Genomic DNA, 15,338 nt, shown 5'->3' on the forward strand with positions numbered 1-15,338 from the left:
TGACGCGCGGCGCCCGCGGCGCCGCTCGTCAAAGGCCGCCGCCCTGCAGTGGCGGCGGCTCCGGCGAGCCGGGGCCGGGGTGACACCCCGGCGGGGATGAGCCTCCGAACGGGCCCCGGCATCTCAAGGGGCGTTCGAGAAGGTCTCAGGCGGGCCGCAGACGCGGGGTCGGCACCTCAAGGAAGACTCCCGCCGCGACCACGCGGGGTGTCAGTTCGTGGGCCAGGCGTCGGCCGCGTGGCGGGTGAGGGCGGCGGTGGACCAGCCCAGGGAGGTGATGGTCTCGTTGTAGGACCCGGTGGCCTTGGTGCCGTTGGTCGACAGGACGTTGGAGACGTCCTCGACAAGCGGCGACACCTCGTCGACCGCCGCGATCTGGGTGGTGCCGGGCAGCGACTCGATGAGCGGCGCGGCCTCGGCGGGGGTCAGGTGGCCGATGAGCGGCGACAGCTCGCCGCGCGAGGCGTGGGGCAGCGCGTGCTTGGCGGCCGCGCCCAGGCCGGCCATGGTGCTCTCCAGCGACAGGTTCTCCAGCCCCTGCGTGGTGCCGTTGAGCGTGTCCGTGGTGGTGTTGCTCGCGTCGACGACGCTGGTGGTGCCGCCGGGCAGCAGGCGGGTGGTCGACAGCTTGGCCATGGCCCCGCTCAGGGAGCCCTCGACCAGGTCGGCCACCGACGCGAACGCGCCGTGCAGGGTGCCGTCGACGTTGGGCTTGACCTTCGCGTTCTGCGGCACGGCCAGGCGGGAGGCGCCGGGCACGACGCCGCCCAGCGGGAGGCCGCCGGCCAGCGGCAGGCCCTTGCCGAGGCCGCCGAGCAGCGGCAGGCCGGCGACCCTGGGGGCCAGCTCGGGCCGCGGCTCCGACCAGCGGGTGGCGTCCTCGTAGGAGTTGGGGCCGATCGGGCCCCGGGGCTCGGCCTGGCCTTCGTACTTCTCGGCGGGCGCGGACTTCTTGCCGCCGCCCAGCAGGCCCCCGCCGCCCCCGAGCAGGCCGCCCAGCAGGCCGGTGACCGGGCTGAGCAGGCCGCCCAGCGGCCCGCCGCCCTTGCCGCCCGGCTCGTCGGCCTGGGGGGCGGCCCGGTGACCGAGCTCCTGGACGTCGGCGTGCACCGGCGGGGCCAGCGCCGCCGCAAGCCCGAATGATGTGACAGCCACGGCCGTCTTGATTGCGCGTTTCATGATTGCCTTCCCGGCTCGTTGATCGATCGCTCTCGAATGCAGCGAATAATGCGAATCGATAACCCCCGAATGCCGAGTCGTCCGCGCTATGGGCACCACACGAAGCGCGACGTCCCGGCTGAGCTACTAACGCAGTTCTATCACCCCGTACGAGCCCGGGGCAGCTGCTGGAAGCCCGCGTGACACGGGCTTTGTGGGTAAGTTACCGAGCGGCGGAAAGGTAATGCGCGGCCGGACAAAGCGGGAAATACCAGGAGGCGATTTCGGATATTCCCGGGACAAGGAAGTGCGCCCGCACGGCCCGCCGGCATCATCGTCAAAACGAAATGCCAGGGGCCGGGGGCGCAGATTTTCCGGTTGCGGTAGACGCGCTTGAACCGGTCAGACCGTCAGCAGGGCCTGCTCGGCCTCGAACGGAAAACGGTCGGCGAATGCCGGACGCAGATCCGTCAGCCACACCGCGGTGGGGTCGTACCGGGCGAAGAACGGCCGCCCGACCAGGCCGGGATCGCGAGCCTGGATGAAGTGGAGGACGAACACGCGCTGCCCGTCGATCTCCGTGACTCCGTCGACGCACACTTTGCCCGGCGTCGCCGACATCGAGGGCCCCCGGACCGTCCGGCAGAGCCCGGAGACGCCGGCATAGGCGTCCCTGAAGACCTCGTACGCCCGCGCGAGCGGCACCGCGAAGTAGTCCTGCGGGCCGGTGTCCCGCTCGATGAACATGTAGTAGGGGATCATCCCCATCCGGAGCTGCCGCCGCCACATGTACGACCAGATGTGCGGGTCGTCGTTGATGGACCGGATGAGCGGCGCCTGGGTCCTGATCGTGGCCCCGCTGCCGAGGATGCGCTTGACCGCCGACTCCACCAGCGGTGACTCCAGCTCGCGCGGGTGCGAGAAGTGGGCCATGAAGGCGAGGTTCTTGCCCGACTCCACCACCTGCTCGAACAGGCCGAGCGTGGCGTCGGCGTCGGGGTCGGTGACGAAGCGCTGCGGCCAGTACGCCAGCGCCTTGGTGCCGATCCTGACGGATTCGAGCTGGTCGAGCTCCAGCAGCGGCTCGATGTAACGCCGGATCACCGGCTCGCCCATGATCATGGCGTCGCCGCCGGTGATCAGGACGCTGGTGACCTCCGGGTGCCGGCGGATGTAGCCGACCATCTGGTCGATGTCGTCCGAGGCGAACTTCAGGTCGGCGTCGCCGACGAACTGGGCCCACCGGAAGCAGTAGGTGCAGTACGCGTGGCAGGTCTGCCCCTGCTTGGGGAAGAAGAGCACCGTCTCCGGATACTTGTGCTGCATCCCCGGCACCGGCTCGTCCCCGATGCGGGGGACGTTGAGCTCCTTCTGCCCGGCGGGGTGCGGATTGAGCTGCGCGCGCACGCGGTTGGCCTCGGCCTGGATCTCCGCGTTGGGCGCCTCGGCCTTGAGCAGGTCCGCCAGCCGGGCCACGTCGGCCGCGGGCAGCATGTCCTCCTGCGGGAAGACCAGACGGTACATGGGGTCGTCGGGCGCTGCCGACCAATCTATGAGTTCATCCACGACGTAGGCGTTGGTCCGGAAGGGGAGCACCGTGGCCACGGCGCGTACCCTGAGCCGCTCCTCGTCGTCGAGCCCGGCTCGCAGCAGGAGGTCGTCGAGGTGCTTGGACGTGTACGCCTTGAAGCGTCGGGTTCCTGCTTGGTTCAAGATCACTAGGCCGTTCCCATCTTTTTTGTTCGATCGTGTAAACCTGATGCCTCCGTCGCGCGTCTAACGCTCTTATATCGGGACGCGGCATGCCGGGGCTACGGTTCCGCGTGGGCTCCAAGTTTCTCTGGAGACTTCTTCTCGCGACATATCGCGTTTTGACCTAGACTGGCGGGCGTGACCGACGACCCGACGATGCGCGCCTCCGACGCCGACCGTGACCGCGCGGCCACGGTGCTCGGCGAGGCGTTCGCCAGTGGACGACTCACCAGCGTCGAGCACGCCGACCGGCTCGAAGCCATCTACACCGCCAAGACCGTCGGCGAGCTCGTCCCCCACACCAAGGACCTCCCCCAGACCCCCGCCTCGGGCGGCGCCCCGGCCACCGTGGAGCACCAGCAGGTCAGCGCCGTGTTCAGCAAGGTGATCAAGCGCGGCCGCTGGATCGCCTCCCGCCACACCCACCTGGCCGCCACCTTCGGCGCCCTCATCGTCGACCTGTCGCAGGCCGTGCTCCCCGGCCGCGAGATCACCGTCTCCGTCAGCGCCTTCTGCGCCAAGACGATCGTCAGGGTGCCGCCGAACGCCCAGGTCATCGACGAGGTCGGCGCGGTGTTCGCCAAGCGCCAGGTGTCGGGCGGCTCCGGCGGCGACGGCCCGGTCATCAGGATCACCGGGCGGGTCACGTTCGGCAAGGTCATCGTCGCCCGCACCGTCACGGACTGGAACCTGCACGGCGACGCATAGTGCGACTACTGACCGGTTAACCTGGTAGTGGCCTGTGAAGACATGCCGTACGAGGTGACCATTGTCCGACAGCAGGCCGATCGCGGTCGACGCCATGGGCGGCGACCACGCGCCGCACGAGATCGTGGCCGGCGCCGTCCACGCGGTGCGTGAGCGGGGGCTGCAGGTCGTGCTGGTCGGCGCGCCGCGCGTGCTCTACGAGTCGCTGGCCGACCACGGCGCCACCAACGAGCTGCCCATCGTACGCGCCGAGGAGGCGCTGGCGATGGACGAGGGGGCGCTGGCCAGCCTGCGCCGCCCCCGTTCCAGCATCGCCGTCGCCTGCCACCTGCTGCGGCGCGGCGACGTGTCGGCTGTCGTGTCGGCCGGCTCGACCGCGGGCATCGTGGCCACCGGCAAGCTCCGGCTCAAGGCCCAGCAGGGCGTGCTGCGCCCGGCCATCGCCGTCGCCCTGCCCACCCTGCCGCACCCCACCGTGCTCCTCGACGCCGGCGCGAACGCCGAGGTCAAACCGGAAGCGCTGGTGCAGTTCGGCCACCTGGGCGCCGCCTACGCCGAGCTGGCCCACGGCGTCGAGCAGCCCCGGGTCGGCCTGCTGACGATCGGCAGCGAGGCGGGCAAGGGCAACAAGCTCGTCCGCCGCGCCCACGAGCTGCTGGAGGCCGCGCCCGGCCTGCACTTCGCCGGCAACGTCGAGGGCTACGACCTGCTGACCGGCAAGGCCGACGTGATCACCACCGACGGCTTCACCGGCAACGTCGCGCTCAAGACCATGGAAGGTGCGGTCCGCTACGCCTTCGACGAGCTCAGGCAGTCCATCGGCGACAGCCCGGTGGCCAGGCTGGGCGCGCTCATGCAGCGCAACCGGCTGCGCGAGCTGAGCCGGCGGCTCGACGCCGAGGCCCACGGCGGCGCGGTGCTGCTCGGCCTCAACGGCACCGTGGTCATCGCGCACGGCTCCTCCCGGGCCGCGGGCATCAGCGCGGCCTGCCGGCTGGCCGCCGACCTGTCCGGAGGCGGCCTGGTGACCAAGATCGGCGAGCGGATCGCGAGCGCCGGCCGGTCTCACAGGTCGCGCTAGGGTGTGGCAGGGCCAGGGGGATGGCGGGGGGAACTGTCGTGACAACGGGGCAAGGGCTGACGGCTGCGCAGGTGGCCGCGGCGAAGCCCAACCACGTGCCCAAACGGTCGAGCAGGTCGCTCGCCGCGATCGTACGGGCGAACTTCTGCACGCTCTTCAACCTGGTCATCGGCGTCTTATGGCTGCTGATCCTGATCTTCGGCGAGTGGCAGGACAGCGTGTTCGGCCTGATCATGCTGGCCAACGTGCTCGTCGGCGTCGTGCAGGAGCTGCGCGCCAAACGCACCCTCGACCGGCTGGCCGTCGTCAGCCAGAGCCCGGTCACGGTCCGCCGCGACGGCCGCGAGCAGGAGATCGCCCCTGACCGGGTGGTGCTCGGCGATCTCGTCCTGCTCTCGCCCGGCGACAACCTGCTGGTCGACGGCGAGGTGGTCGAGTCCGCCGGGTTGGAGGTCGACGAGTCGCTGCTGACCGGCGAGGCCGACCCGGTGCTCAAGCGGCCCGGCGACCGGGTGCTGTCGGGCAGCTTCGCCGTGGCCGGCACCGGCGCGTTCACCGCCACCGCCGTCGGCACTGACGCCTACGCCGTGCGGCTGGCCGAGGAGGCGGCCAAATTCCACCTGTCGCACTCCGAGCTGCGTGACGGCATCAAGAAGTTCATCCGTTACGTCACCTGGCTGGTCATCCCGATCGGCGCGCTGCTCATGTACAGCCAGCTGCGCCACTCGGTCGACTTCGGCACCGCCATCACCGGCGCCGTCGCGGGCATCGTCACCATGATCCCCGAAGGGCTCGTGCTGATGACCTCGATCGCCTTCGCCATCGGCGTCGTACGGCTCGGCCGGCGCCGCTGCCTGGTCCAGGAGCTGCCCGCGATCGAGGGCTTGGCCAGGGTCGACGTGCTCTGCCTCGACAAGACCGGCACGCTCACCGCCGGCGGCATGGAGCTGGACCAGGTCCTGCCGCTGCGCGACGGCGAGCCGGTCGGCGACGCGCTCGCCGCGCTGGCCGCCGCCGACCCCCGTCCCAACGCCACCGCCCGGGCCATCCTGGAGCGCCACCCGGCCGCGCCCTGGCAGGCGCGCGCCGCCGTCCCGTTCTCCTCCGCCCGCAAGTGGAGCGGCGCCGACTTCGGACCGCACGGCGTCTGGGTCCTCGGCGCTCCCGACGTCCTGCTCTCCGACGGCGAGGAGGGGTACGCGCGAGCCGCCGGCCTGAGCGCCACCGGTGCCCGCGTGCTGGCGCTGTGCCGTACGGACAAACTCCCGGAAAGCGGCACACCCGAGGTCGAGCCCGTCGCACTGGTGACGCTCAAGCAGCGGATCAGGCCCGACGCGCGCGAGACCCTGCGCTACTTCGACAAACAGGGCGTCACCGTCAAGGTGATCTCCGGCGACAGCCCGGCGGCGGTCTCCGCGATCGCCGTCGACCTGGGCATCCCGGGCGGCGAGCGCGCGGTCGACGCCCGCACGCTGCCCGACGACCCGGACGAACTGGCCGAGACGCTCGACGCCAACACCGTCTTCGGCCGCGTCACCCCGCAGCAGAAACGCCTGTTCGTCGGCGCGCTGCAGGCCCGCGGCCACACCGTGGCCATGACCGGCGACGGCGTCAACGACGTGCTGGCGCTCAAGGACGCCGACCTCGGCATCGCGATGGGCGCGGGCAGCCCGGCCACCAAGGCGGTCGCCCAGGTGGTGCTGCTCGACAACACGTTCGCCACGCTGCCGCACGTGGTCGGCGAGGGGCGCCGGGTGCTCGCCAACATCGAACGCGTGTCAGGACTTTTCCTGACCAAGACGTTCTTCGCCATCGTGCTGGCGCTCACCACCGGCGTGGCCGGGATGATGTTCCCCTTCACCCCCCGCCACTCGACGCTGGTCAACGCGCTCACGATCGGCATCCCGGCGCTCTTCCTGGCGCTGGCGCCCACGCTGGAGCGGGCCAAGCCCGGGTTCGTGCCGAGAGTGCTGCGCTTCGCCGTGCCCGCCGGGGTGTTCTGCGCCCTCGCCGTGCTGGCCGCCTACGCGGCGGCGGCCACCGGCTCGCTGGAGCAGGACCGCACCTCGGCCGTGCTCGCCCTGTTCCTGACCACCTGGTGGGTGCTCGTGCTCGTCGCCAGGCCGCTCACCCGGGGCCGGATCGTGCTGGTCGCCGCGATGGCCGGGCTGTTCGCACTGGCCCTGGCCATCCCCGCCGTACGCGAGCTGTTCACGCTCGAACCGGGCGGCGTACGGGCCGATCTGATCGCCGTCGGCGTCTCCGTCGCGGCGGCCGCCGCGCTCAGCGCCGTGCTCAAGGCCACCGGTACCCTTAGGACATGACCGACCCGCAGCTAGTGCTCACCGAGCGCGTCCAGCAGGCGCTGGCCGCCGCGTTCGGTGCGGAGCACGCCGACGCAGACCCGCTGATCCGGCCCTCCCAGTTCGCCGACTTCCAGGCGAACGTCGCGATGAGCCTGGCCAAGCGCCTGCGACGGTCCCCGCGGGAGGTCGCCGAGGCGATCAGGGCCGAGCTGTCCGACTTCCCCGGCACGGTCGAGGTCAGCGGCCCCGGCTTCCTCAACATCACCCTCGACGGCTCCTGGATCGAGTCCGAGGTCAACCGCATGGCCGCCGACCCGCGCACCGGCGTGGGCACGATCGCCCCGGCCCAGACCATCGTCATCGACTACTCCGCGCCCAACGCGGCCAAGGAGATGCACGTCGGCCACCTGCGCACCACGATCGTCGGCGACTCGCTGGCCCGCGTGCACGAGCACCTCGGCAACCAGGTGATCAGGCAGAACCACCTGGGCGACTGGGGCACCCCGTTCGGCATGCTCATCGAGCACCTGCTCGACATCGGCGAGGAGGCCGCGGTCCAGCAGCTCGAAGCCGGCCAGGGCACCGAGTACTACCAGGCGGCCCGGGTCAAGTTCGACAACGACGAGGCGTTCAAGTCGCGGGCCCGCGCCCGGGTGACCACGCTGCAGTCGGGCGACCCCGAGACGATGCGGCTCTGGCACGTCTTCATGGACGCCACCGTCCGCTACTTCAACAAGATCTACGACCTGCTCGGTGTCACGCTCACCGACGCCGACATCGCCGGCGAGAGCATGTACAACCCGATGCTGGAGAAGACCTGCCGCGACCTGGAGGACGCGGGCACGGCGGTGATGAGCGAGGGCGCGCTCTGCCTGTTCCCGCCGGGCTTCACCGGCTCCGACGACAAGCCGCTGCCGCTCATCATCAGGAAGAGCGACGGCGGCTACGGTTACGCCTCCACCGACATGGCCGCGATCCGCTACCGGGTCCACGACCTCAAGGCCGACCGGATCCTCTACGTCGTCGGCGCCGACCAGGCGCTGCACTTCCGGATGGTGTTCGCCTCCGCCCGGATGGCCGGCTGGCTGCCCGACACCGTCTCGGCCGAGCACGTGCAGATCGGCATGATGCTGGGCAAGGACGGGCGCCGGTTCAAGACCCGCTCGGGCGAGTCGGTCAAGCTGATCGCCCTGCTCGAAGAGGCCGTCGACCGGGCCCAGCAGAAGCTCGCCGACCGTGAGTACGACGAGGCGACCCGCCGGGAGATCGCCAACGACGTCGGCATGGGCGCGGTGAAGTACGCCGACCTCTCGGTCAGCCACGACACCGAGTACGTCTTCGACTTCGACCGGATGCTGGAGTTCCACGGCAACACCGGCCCGTACATGCAGTACGCCACGGCCCGGATCCGCTCCATCTTCCGCAGGGCCGAGCTGGAGCCGTCGCAGGCCACCGCCGGCATCGTGCCCGCCGAGCCGGCCGAGCGCGCGCTGGTGATGCACCTGCTCGGCTTCGGCCAGATCGTCGAGCAGGTGGCCGAGCACTCCGAGCCGCACCAGCTGTCCACCTTCCTGTTCGAGGCCGCCAAGCTGTTCAGCGGCTTCTACGAGGAGTGCCCGGTCGTCAAGCCGGGCGTCGACCCGCAGATCCGGGCGCACCGGCTCGCGCTGTGCGCGCTGACGCTGCGCGTCCTCGAAACCGGCCTCGACCTGCTCGGCGTCCCCGTCCCCGCGCGCATGTAACAGGCGGTTAGCGCGAAAGACCCCTGTTCCGTTGGGGCGCGCCTCCACCTCGAAGGCGCGCTCCAACGGTTAGGCTTTACGCGGTCATGAACTGAGGCCGAAATGGGGGAGTTCTCTGCCTTGAGCACGGACCTGACTGCGAGCCCCCAGACAGCGGCGGAGCTGCGCCGCTACGCCGAGGCGCTGCTGGCCCACCTGGCGGCCAACGGCTCCGCGCCCCCTGCCCCGCCCGGCTTCGCCGACATCCCGGGCAACTGGCTGCCGCCCGCCGTCGAGGCGCTGGTGGCGATCCTGGCCGGCGACGACCCGCTGGAGCCGCTGAGCAAGGCCGCCGGCCGCGACCAGCAGCAGACCGCGCTCTTCCTGTGCCTGGCGCTCGCCGTGGCCGGCCACGGCAGCCGCATCCACGCCTCCTGGCTCGGCACCGCGTTCGGCGACCTGTCACTCGACCAGCCCGTCAGCCACGGCCAGCGCTCGCTCTGGCTCGCCGCCGCCCGCGGCGCCTACGGCCCGGCAGGCAAGATCTTCGTGCTGCGCAAGCTCGACGCACTCGCCGTCCAGGAGCACGCCGACCCGTCGCAGTGGACCCAGGCCCTCGTGCCCGGCGAACCCTCGGTCGTGGTGCCCGCCTCGCTCGTCGACTTCCCGGAGATGGCCGAGATCCCCGAGCTGGCCCGGCCCACCCAGGCCGCCGCCCGGCTCGACCGGCTGCGCGCCCGCTGCGCGGAGATCACCTCCACCCCGCAGGCCGGGCAGAGCGCGTCGACGCCGCTCACCAACTCCGACGCCAGCCCCGCCGCGGCCTGGCAGGAGGACGAGCCGCTGGCCGTCCTGCGCACCCTCATCGGCCTGGGCGGACCGCCCGGCCCGATGGCCTCGCTCAGCTCCCACCTGCTCGACGACCTGCGCCCCGGCGCCGACCCGCACCTGGCGGCGATCGCCCTGCACGTGGCCGGCCCGATCCTGCGCGGCGTCGCCGAGGAGCTGGAGGCCGACACCCGCCTGGAGCCGCCCGCCACGGTCACCGTCGCGCTGCTCGGCCACCACATCAAGCTGCACCCTGAAGGGCCGGACGAGAGCTCGATGGCCGCCGCCGAGGCCGCCATCGTCAGTGCCGGCACCACCCCGCGCCGCCGCCCGTGGGACGTCGCATTGCTGGTCCTGGCCGGGCTGGCGTGCTTCGCCGGCGCGGTGCTCGGGCCGCCGCTGCTCGCTGTGGCGGGCGCCGGCCTGCTCGGCGCGGCGGCCTGGCTGCTCTGGCGGCGGCGCAAGGCCGCCGAGGCCGACGCCCGCTGGGTGGCCTCCCAGGTCGCCGAGCTCAAGGAGCTGGCCGACGGGGCCGTGTGGGCACTGCACGCCTACGCGCACGAGGCGGAGGGGCGTGCCAAGCAGGCCAGTGAAGACTGCGCCGAGCTCACCCGCCTGATCCGCCGCGGCCCCCGAGCCGCCTGACCCAGGCTCTTTTTGTCGGAGGGGCCTGAGCCCTTCTCACTCCTGGGCTCTTCTCCCTGGAGGCGCCTGAGCCCTTCTCGCTCCTGGACCCTGCTCGCGGAGCAGCCGGCGGAGCCGAGCGCCCGCTTCCGCTCGGAAGGAGTGCCCGAAAGTGGGGATGGAGGCGTGTGAGCGCCTGCTCGCCCGCCCGAGACGGCGGAGGCGCATGAGCTGAGCATCCGGCCCCACGGCATGACGCCCGAGGCGCGTGGCCACCTTCTCCCCCGAGAAGGCGGCGGAGGCGAGCCGCCCCGGCTTCCCCTGAAGCCGGGCTCAGCTCGTCTCGATCTCCACGTGCGCGGGCGCCAGCAGGAAGACCCGATCGGCGATGCGCTCGATCCGCCCTTCACAGCCATAGGCCAGGCCGGCCGCGAAGTCGACCATCCGGGTCGCCTCCGGCATCGCCATGCCCGTCACATCCATGATCACCGTCTGGCCCTCGCGGAAATACTGGCCGATCAACGGTGCGTCGTTGTACTTGAGCGGCTGCACCATCACGATGCGCGACGACTCGATCGTGGACCGCCACCTACGCGCGGCCCGCTCCGTCGCGGGCATGTACTCCTCTTCGTACTGCCCGTCGTCGTCGTAACCCTCGTCGTAGTGATCGATCCCGCCCAGGCCAAGGTATCCCGCAACCTTACGCACTGCCCCCATCGGCTTGTCCTTTCCTCAGGAACTCACCGCAATCGGCACGTCCCGACACATTGGACGGTAACCGACGATTCCGCGTTCGCCATGCGACACGCCCAGCACTAATTCCATTTTGTACGGCTAGCGTCCTGGTTTCACCCCGATATCCGGCCCCGTATAGCATCGAGCCATGCGCCTGTTCATCGTCGATGCCTTCACCAGCACCGCATTCAAGGGTAATCCCGCGGCCGTGTGCCTGCTGGAGGATCGAGTTCCGGACGAGTGGATGCAGGCCGTCGCGGCCGAGATGAACCTGTCGGAGACGGCGTTCCTGCTGGGCGATTCGCTGCGCTGGTTCACGCCGAAGGTCGAGGTCACGCTGTGCGGCCACGCCACCCTGGCCACGGCCCACGTCTTGTATTCGACGGGCGCGGCGACGGGTCCGGTGAAATTCGCCACGGCGAGCGGTCCGCTCACCGTGAATCGCATGCCGGACAACATGATCACTATGGATTTTCCGGCCAAGGAAGTGACACCCGCCACAGTTCCGGACGGCTTGGAAAAAGCACTCGGGGCTTCCCCGGTGAGCGTCGGCAGGAGCTCTCTCGACCTGCTGGTCGAGCTCGAATCCGAAGAAGTCGTGCGGTCGTTGACGCCCGACATCCCCGCATTGGCGGCGATCGACGCGCGCGGTGTCATCGTGACGGCCGCCGGCTCGGCGACCGATTTCGTCTCGCGCTTCTTCGCCCCGAACGTCGGCGTGCCCGAGGATCCGGTGACCGGCTCGGCGCACTGCGCGCTCTCGCCGTACTGGACGGCGCGGCTGGGCCGCGACACCCTGACGGGCGCGCAACTGTCGGCACGGGGCGGGGTCGTACGGGTGACGCTCGACGGCGACCGCGTCCAGCTCGCGGGACACGCTGTCACCGTCGTCACCGGCACCCTCCACATCTGAGGCCTCATCAGTCACGTGGATGTGCCCCACTCAGGCCACGTGCACACTCTGACGCTGATCACAATTTGATCACATTTGATCATGAAGGTAAAGCCGCAGGTCACTGAGCCTTGAGCCGCCGATGGCGCCGGGATTCCCAGCGCTTGAGACACGGCTCCCGCCTCCGGAGCCGGCACCCAGGGTTACGGGGCCTCCGTAACGGGCCCTACGGCCCGTACGGACACGCTCAGGACCGCCGAGCGGCCGTCGTGATCCCGGCGGCCGTCGCAGTCCGGGCGACCGTCGTGCTCCGGGTGGCGAGGAGGCGGAGCGCTGCTTCGGAGGGCGAGCCGGGCGCGGCGTTGAACACCGCCACCCGCTGCCCCTCGTCGTCCGGCAGGGTCATGAACTCGGCGCTGAGCTCCATCGTCCCCACGGTCGGATGCCGATAGACCCGCGGCCCGGTGTCGTATTCGCTCACCGGATGCGCCGCCCACAGCTCCGCGAACTCGGCGCTGCCCACGGTGAGCTCGTCGATCAGCGCGGCCAGCTCGGGAGAGCCGGGATACCGTCCCGCGATCAGCCGGAGGTCGGCGACGGTCGAGCGGGCCTAGCCCGCCCAGTCCGCATACAGCTCACCCAGCCTCGGGTCCAGGAACAGCATGGCCGCCACGTTGGGCCGCCCGGCGGGGTCGTCCGGCGCGTCGAAGTCCAGGTGCGCCCGGCCAGCAGCGCGTGCGCCGTGGCGTTCCAGCACAGGATGTCGCAGAAGCGCCCCATGACCAGCGCAGGCACGTCCCGGAACGACTCGATCATCACCCGGACGCCCGGCCGCACCCGTTCCGCCTCGGCGGCCCGACGCGGCGGCCGAGGCTTCGCCCTGGCCAGCGAGTAGAGGTGCCCCCGCTCGTCGTCATCCAGCCGCAGCACCCGGGCTACGGCGTCCAGCACGGCATCGGAGGCGTTGGGACTCTGCCCCTGCTCCAGCCGGGTGTAGTAGCCCGCGCTCACCCCAGCGAGCTGAGCCAGCTCCTCCCGGCGCAACCCGGGCACCCGCCGCCGCCCGTACACCGGCAGCCCGAGCTCCCCCGGCCGCAACCGCGCCCGCCTCGACCGCCGAAACTCCCCCAGATCCGCACGCCCGTCCACACTCCCAGTATCCCGGCACCCGCCCCCGCCAACCTGCACCTGCCAGATGTACCCGCACCAGACCTCTGCCTGGGCCACCAGCCCGCCCCCACGCTGGAATGCGAACCACCCGCCTGAGGAGACAACTGTGAGAATCATCGTGATCGGCGCGACAGGCACCATCGGAAGCGCGGTCGCCGCCCTCCTGGCAGCGGACCACGAGGTGGTGCCGGCATCCCGCCGCGGCCCGGCGCGCGTGGACCTGACCCACCCCGCGTCGCTCGACGCCCTGTTCGCCGCCGTCCCCGACGTCGACGCCGTGGTGTGCTGCGCGGCCTCCGGCGCCCTGGCGCCGCTGGTCACCCTGCCGGACGCCGACTACTGGCGCGGCCTCGACGGCAAGCTCATCGGCCAGGTCAACCTGGTCCGCCGCGCCGCCCTGCACCTGCGGCCCGGCGGCTCGGTGACGCTCACCAGCGGACGCATCCCCGACCCCCTGCCGGGCAGCACCCTCGGCCACCTGGTCAACGCCGGCCTGGAGTCCTTCGTACGCGCCGCCGCCCCGGAGATGCCGCACGGCATCCGCCTCAACGCCATCAGCCCCGGCTGGGTACGCGAGACCAGCCTCGCCCTGGGCATGGACGGCACAGCCGGCATCCCGGCACACGACCTGGCCCGCATCTACGCGGACACCATCGAAGGCACCGCCCACGGCCAGGTCATCAGCCCCTGAAGCTCCCAGTCTCCTGAACACAGGCGATTCCAGGGGGCCGCAACACGCGACCGACAATTGGTTGCTGCAGCACAGTAAGACGCTCGGCTGGATATCTCGGCCGTGCCTGGGCCGGGCCATCATGGATGCCGGCTACGAACGCCGCCCGGTTGGCGTTTCGGGAAGCCGGCCGACTACCTTGCCCTCGGAGTCCAGCACCTTGATCGCCGGTTGGTCGTCGCCGTCGATCTCCAGCACGATCCTCGGGCGTCCTCGCGCGTCGCTGAGCACCAGGAAAGCTCCTTCCGGAGTGCTGTAGCCGAGCTGGACGCGAGGCGGCATGGCGGGTACCTGGTCGATCGGGAGCGCTGGATCAGGCATGTGCTTCATCTCCAGCAGCGCTGCGCCCTGAACGCCCTCCCAGCGGGTGGCCATCGTGACCGCCTGCGCGTTGGTGTAGTCGAGCGAGAGGCTGGCCCCGGCAGAGGAGGCAACGATTCCTCCCTTCTCGTTGCCGTCGCCGTCATTGAAAATCAGGTAGGTGCCTTCCGGCCCCTGACGTTGGCCGGCGGGGTACGTCTTACCTCCAATGATCACCGGAGGTTTGCTTGAGCTCGCCAGGAAGCGCTGTCGGCCTCGGCGGTCCACTACCCGGAACGACTTTCGGGCCTCCTCGCCGGACGACTCCGCTCGGGCGGGTTCGCTGCCCGCCATCACGGTCATGCCACTCGCCAACAGCGCGGTCGCCGCTCCGATCGCAGCCCGCCGATCACACTGCTCCATGTCCCGTTCCCTTCTCGTTGGAGGGCAACCAGTGGATCATCTGGGCGCTGCTGTGTCCCTACGGCAAACATGAAGCTCGCGGGTAGGCATAGCCTCCCTGTGCTGGTAGAGCTGTCCATACGTCGTCGCGTCGTCTCTCGCCGAGAAAGCCCTGACGCCGACCGACGCCTACAGACCATGCCCGCCACCCGCCCCCTACCTCTTCTATGTCGGGCTCTGGTGCGCCACGAGCTTCCCGAGGCGCTCCCCAGGCGTGTCCCAGCCAGCCGAGCAGGTGGACGAGCATCACGTAGCGCGTGGTGCGCTCGACGAGAGTGCCGACGGCCGAGGCCTGGTTCTTTCCAGGGATGCAGTCGCTTTCCCAGTGGCCGGGTACGGCGCGGTCGTCGACCTCGGCGGGTCGCTCGCTCATCATCACCATGGGCACGCAGTAGCCGACCGGCGCTGCTGGGCCAGACAGCGCGCTTGCGCATCGCGCGACCCTGAACGTGGAGCGCCTGGTAGGCGGTCTCGTGGCACACATGCATATCCGGCCGATCAGGGAAGACCCTGCGCAAGCTCTGGACGATCCGCTCCGGGCTCCAGCGCTTGCCAGGTGCTCCTGAATGTAGGCCCGCGACTGCTCAATCTTGCTTGTCTTGGAAGACAAGGCCGGCGCGCGTCGGCACGGCCTGAGCTGCCTTATCGTGAACGCAGAAAAGGCCCCCGGGGACACCCCGAGGGCCTACTACGCCACACAACGCAGAGAAGGCCCCGCACAGCCGAAACTGTCGGGGCCCTCTACTGAAAGATTGTCCGGCGGTGACCTACTCTCCCACACCCTCCCGAGTGCAGTACCATCGGCGCAGGGAAGCTTAACTTCCGGGTTCGGAATGTAACCGGGTGTTTCCTTCCCGCCATAACCGCCGTA

General features: G+C 70.6%; 13 protein-coding genes, 1 rRNA gene and 1 pseudogene. 7 read left to right on the forward strand and 8 right to left on the reverse strand.

What is annotated here, in order from left to right; all coding sequences use genetic code 11:
• Window positions 1-210: 210 nt before the first annotated feature.
• Entirely contained in the window at window positions 211-1,155 is a 945-nt protein-coding gene (locus KME80_RS46940) for a hypothetical protein (protein ID WP_219518512.1), read from the reverse strand.
• 405 nt (window positions 1,156-1,560) lie between these two features.
• Window positions 1,561-2,877 carry a KamA family radical SAM protein gene (locus KME80_RS46945; protein ID WP_219518516.1) on the reverse strand — a complete coding sequence of 439 codons (1,317 nt, stop codon included), beginning with the start codon at window positions 2,875-2,877 and terminating at the stop codon, window positions 1,561-1,563.
• 171 nt (window positions 2,878-3,048) lie between these two features.
• Here KME80_RS46945 and KME80_RS46950 point away from each other — a divergent pair, with 171 nt between their 5' ends.
• From KME80_RS46950 to KME80_RS46970, 5 genes are all read left to right on the forward strand, one after another.
• Window positions 3,049-3,618: a DUF1707 SHOCT-like domain-containing protein gene (locus tag KME80_RS46950; protein ID WP_308126229.1), complete on the forward strand. Its 570-nt coding sequence runs from the start codon at window positions 3,049-3,051 to the stop codon at window positions 3,616-3,618.
• 61 nt (window positions 3,619-3,679) lie between these two features.
• Window positions 3,680-4,699 (forward strand): phosphate acyltransferase PlsX, encoded by a 1,020-nt coding sequence (gene plsX / locus KME80_RS46955; RefSeq protein ID WP_281427518.1) that lies wholly within the window; start codon window positions 3,680-3,682, stop codon window positions 4,697-4,699.
• 38 nt (window positions 4,700-4,737) lie between these two features.
• The gene (locus KME80_RS46960) at window positions 4,738-7,023 is read left to right on the forward strand and encodes an HAD-IC family P-type ATPase (RefSeq protein ID WP_308126230.1); all 2,286 of its coding nucleotides are present in this window, start codon (window positions 4,738-4,740) and stop codon (window positions 7,021-7,023) included.
• Window positions 7,020-8,747, forward strand: coding sequence for an arginine--tRNA ligase (gene argS / locus KME80_RS46965; RefSeq protein WP_219518523.1), 1,728 nt, complete (start codon window positions 7,020-7,022; stop codon window positions 8,745-8,747). The genes KME80_RS46960 and argS overlap by 4 nt, the downstream gene beginning before the upstream one ends.
• A gap of 120 nt (window positions 8,748-8,867) precedes the next feature.
• Entirely contained in the window at window positions 8,868-10,199 is a 1,332-nt protein-coding gene (locus KME80_RS46970; RefSeq protein WP_246646927.1) for a hypothetical protein, read from the forward strand.
• Window positions 10,200-10,511: 312 nt separating this feature from the next.
• Here KME80_RS46970 and KME80_RS46975 read toward each other — a convergent pair whose 3' ends face one another.
• Window positions 10,512-10,895 (reverse strand): cell division protein SepF, encoded by a 384-nt coding sequence (locus KME80_RS46975; RefSeq protein ID WP_219518525.1) that lies wholly within the window; start codon window positions 10,893-10,895, stop codon window positions 10,512-10,514.
• A 166-nt stretch (window positions 10,896-11,061) separates the two neighbouring features.
• Here KME80_RS46975 and KME80_RS46980 point away from each other — a divergent pair, with 166 nt between their 5' ends.
• Window positions 11,062-11,826 carry a PhzF family phenazine biosynthesis protein gene (locus tag KME80_RS46980; RefSeq protein WP_219518526.1) on the forward strand — a complete coding sequence of 255 codons (765 nt, stop codon included), beginning with the start codon at window positions 11,062-11,064 and terminating at the stop codon, window positions 11,824-11,826.
• Between the two features lie 226 nt (window positions 11,827-12,052).
• Here the strand turns inward: KME80_RS46980 and KME80_RS52435 are convergent, their stop codons facing one another.
• Together KME80_RS52435 and KME80_RS46985 are read right to left on the reverse strand one after the other, a co-directional pair.
• Complete coding sequence (locus KME80_RS52435; protein ID WP_308126232.1) at window positions 12,053-12,388, reverse strand: MmyB family transcriptional regulator; 336 nt, start codon at window positions 12,386-12,388, stop codon at window positions 12,053-12,055.
• A complete protein-coding gene (locus KME80_RS46985) occupies window positions 12,385-12,954 on the reverse strand; it encodes a helix-turn-helix domain-containing protein (RefSeq protein WP_308126231.1) in 570 nt (189 codons plus the stop codon). Before KME80_RS46985 ends, KME80_RS52435 begins: the two co-directional genes overlap by 4 nt.
• 127 nt (window positions 12,955-13,081) lie before the next feature.
• Between KME80_RS46985 and KME80_RS46990 the strand changes: the two genes are divergently transcribed.
• Window positions 13,082-13,666 (forward strand): short chain dehydrogenase, encoded by a 585-nt coding sequence (locus tag KME80_RS46990; protein WP_219518528.1) that lies wholly within the window; start codon window positions 13,082-13,084, stop codon window positions 13,664-13,666.
• Between the two features lie 132 nt (window positions 13,667-13,798).
• Here KME80_RS46990 and KME80_RS46995 read toward each other — a convergent pair whose 3' ends face one another.
• The 3 genes and pseudogenes from KME80_RS46995 to rrf all read right to left on the reverse strand — a co-directional run bounded on the left by KME80_RS46995 (window position 13,799) and on the right by rrf (window position 15,338).
• The gene (locus tag KME80_RS46995) at window positions 13,799-14,428 is read right to left on the reverse strand and encodes a hypothetical protein (RefSeq protein WP_219518529.1); all 630 of its coding nucleotides are present in this window, start codon (window positions 14,426-14,428) and stop codon (window positions 13,799-13,801) included.
• A gap of 271 nt (window positions 14,429-14,699) precedes the next feature.
• Window positions 14,700-15,106, reverse strand: a pseudogene (locus KME80_RS53625) (IS30 family transposase); the annotation flags it as partial.
• Between the two features lie 115 nt (window positions 15,107-15,221).
• Window positions 15,222-15,338: ribosomal RNA gene (gene rrf / locus KME80_RS47000) — 5S ribosomal RNA — on the reverse strand.

Origin of the sequence: Nonomuraea ceibae (assembly GCF_019396325.1) — a bacterium.
GTDB classification, from domain to species: domain Bacteria; phylum Actinomycetota; class Actinomycetes; order Streptosporangiales; family Streptosporangiaceae; genus Nonomuraea; species Nonomuraea ceibae.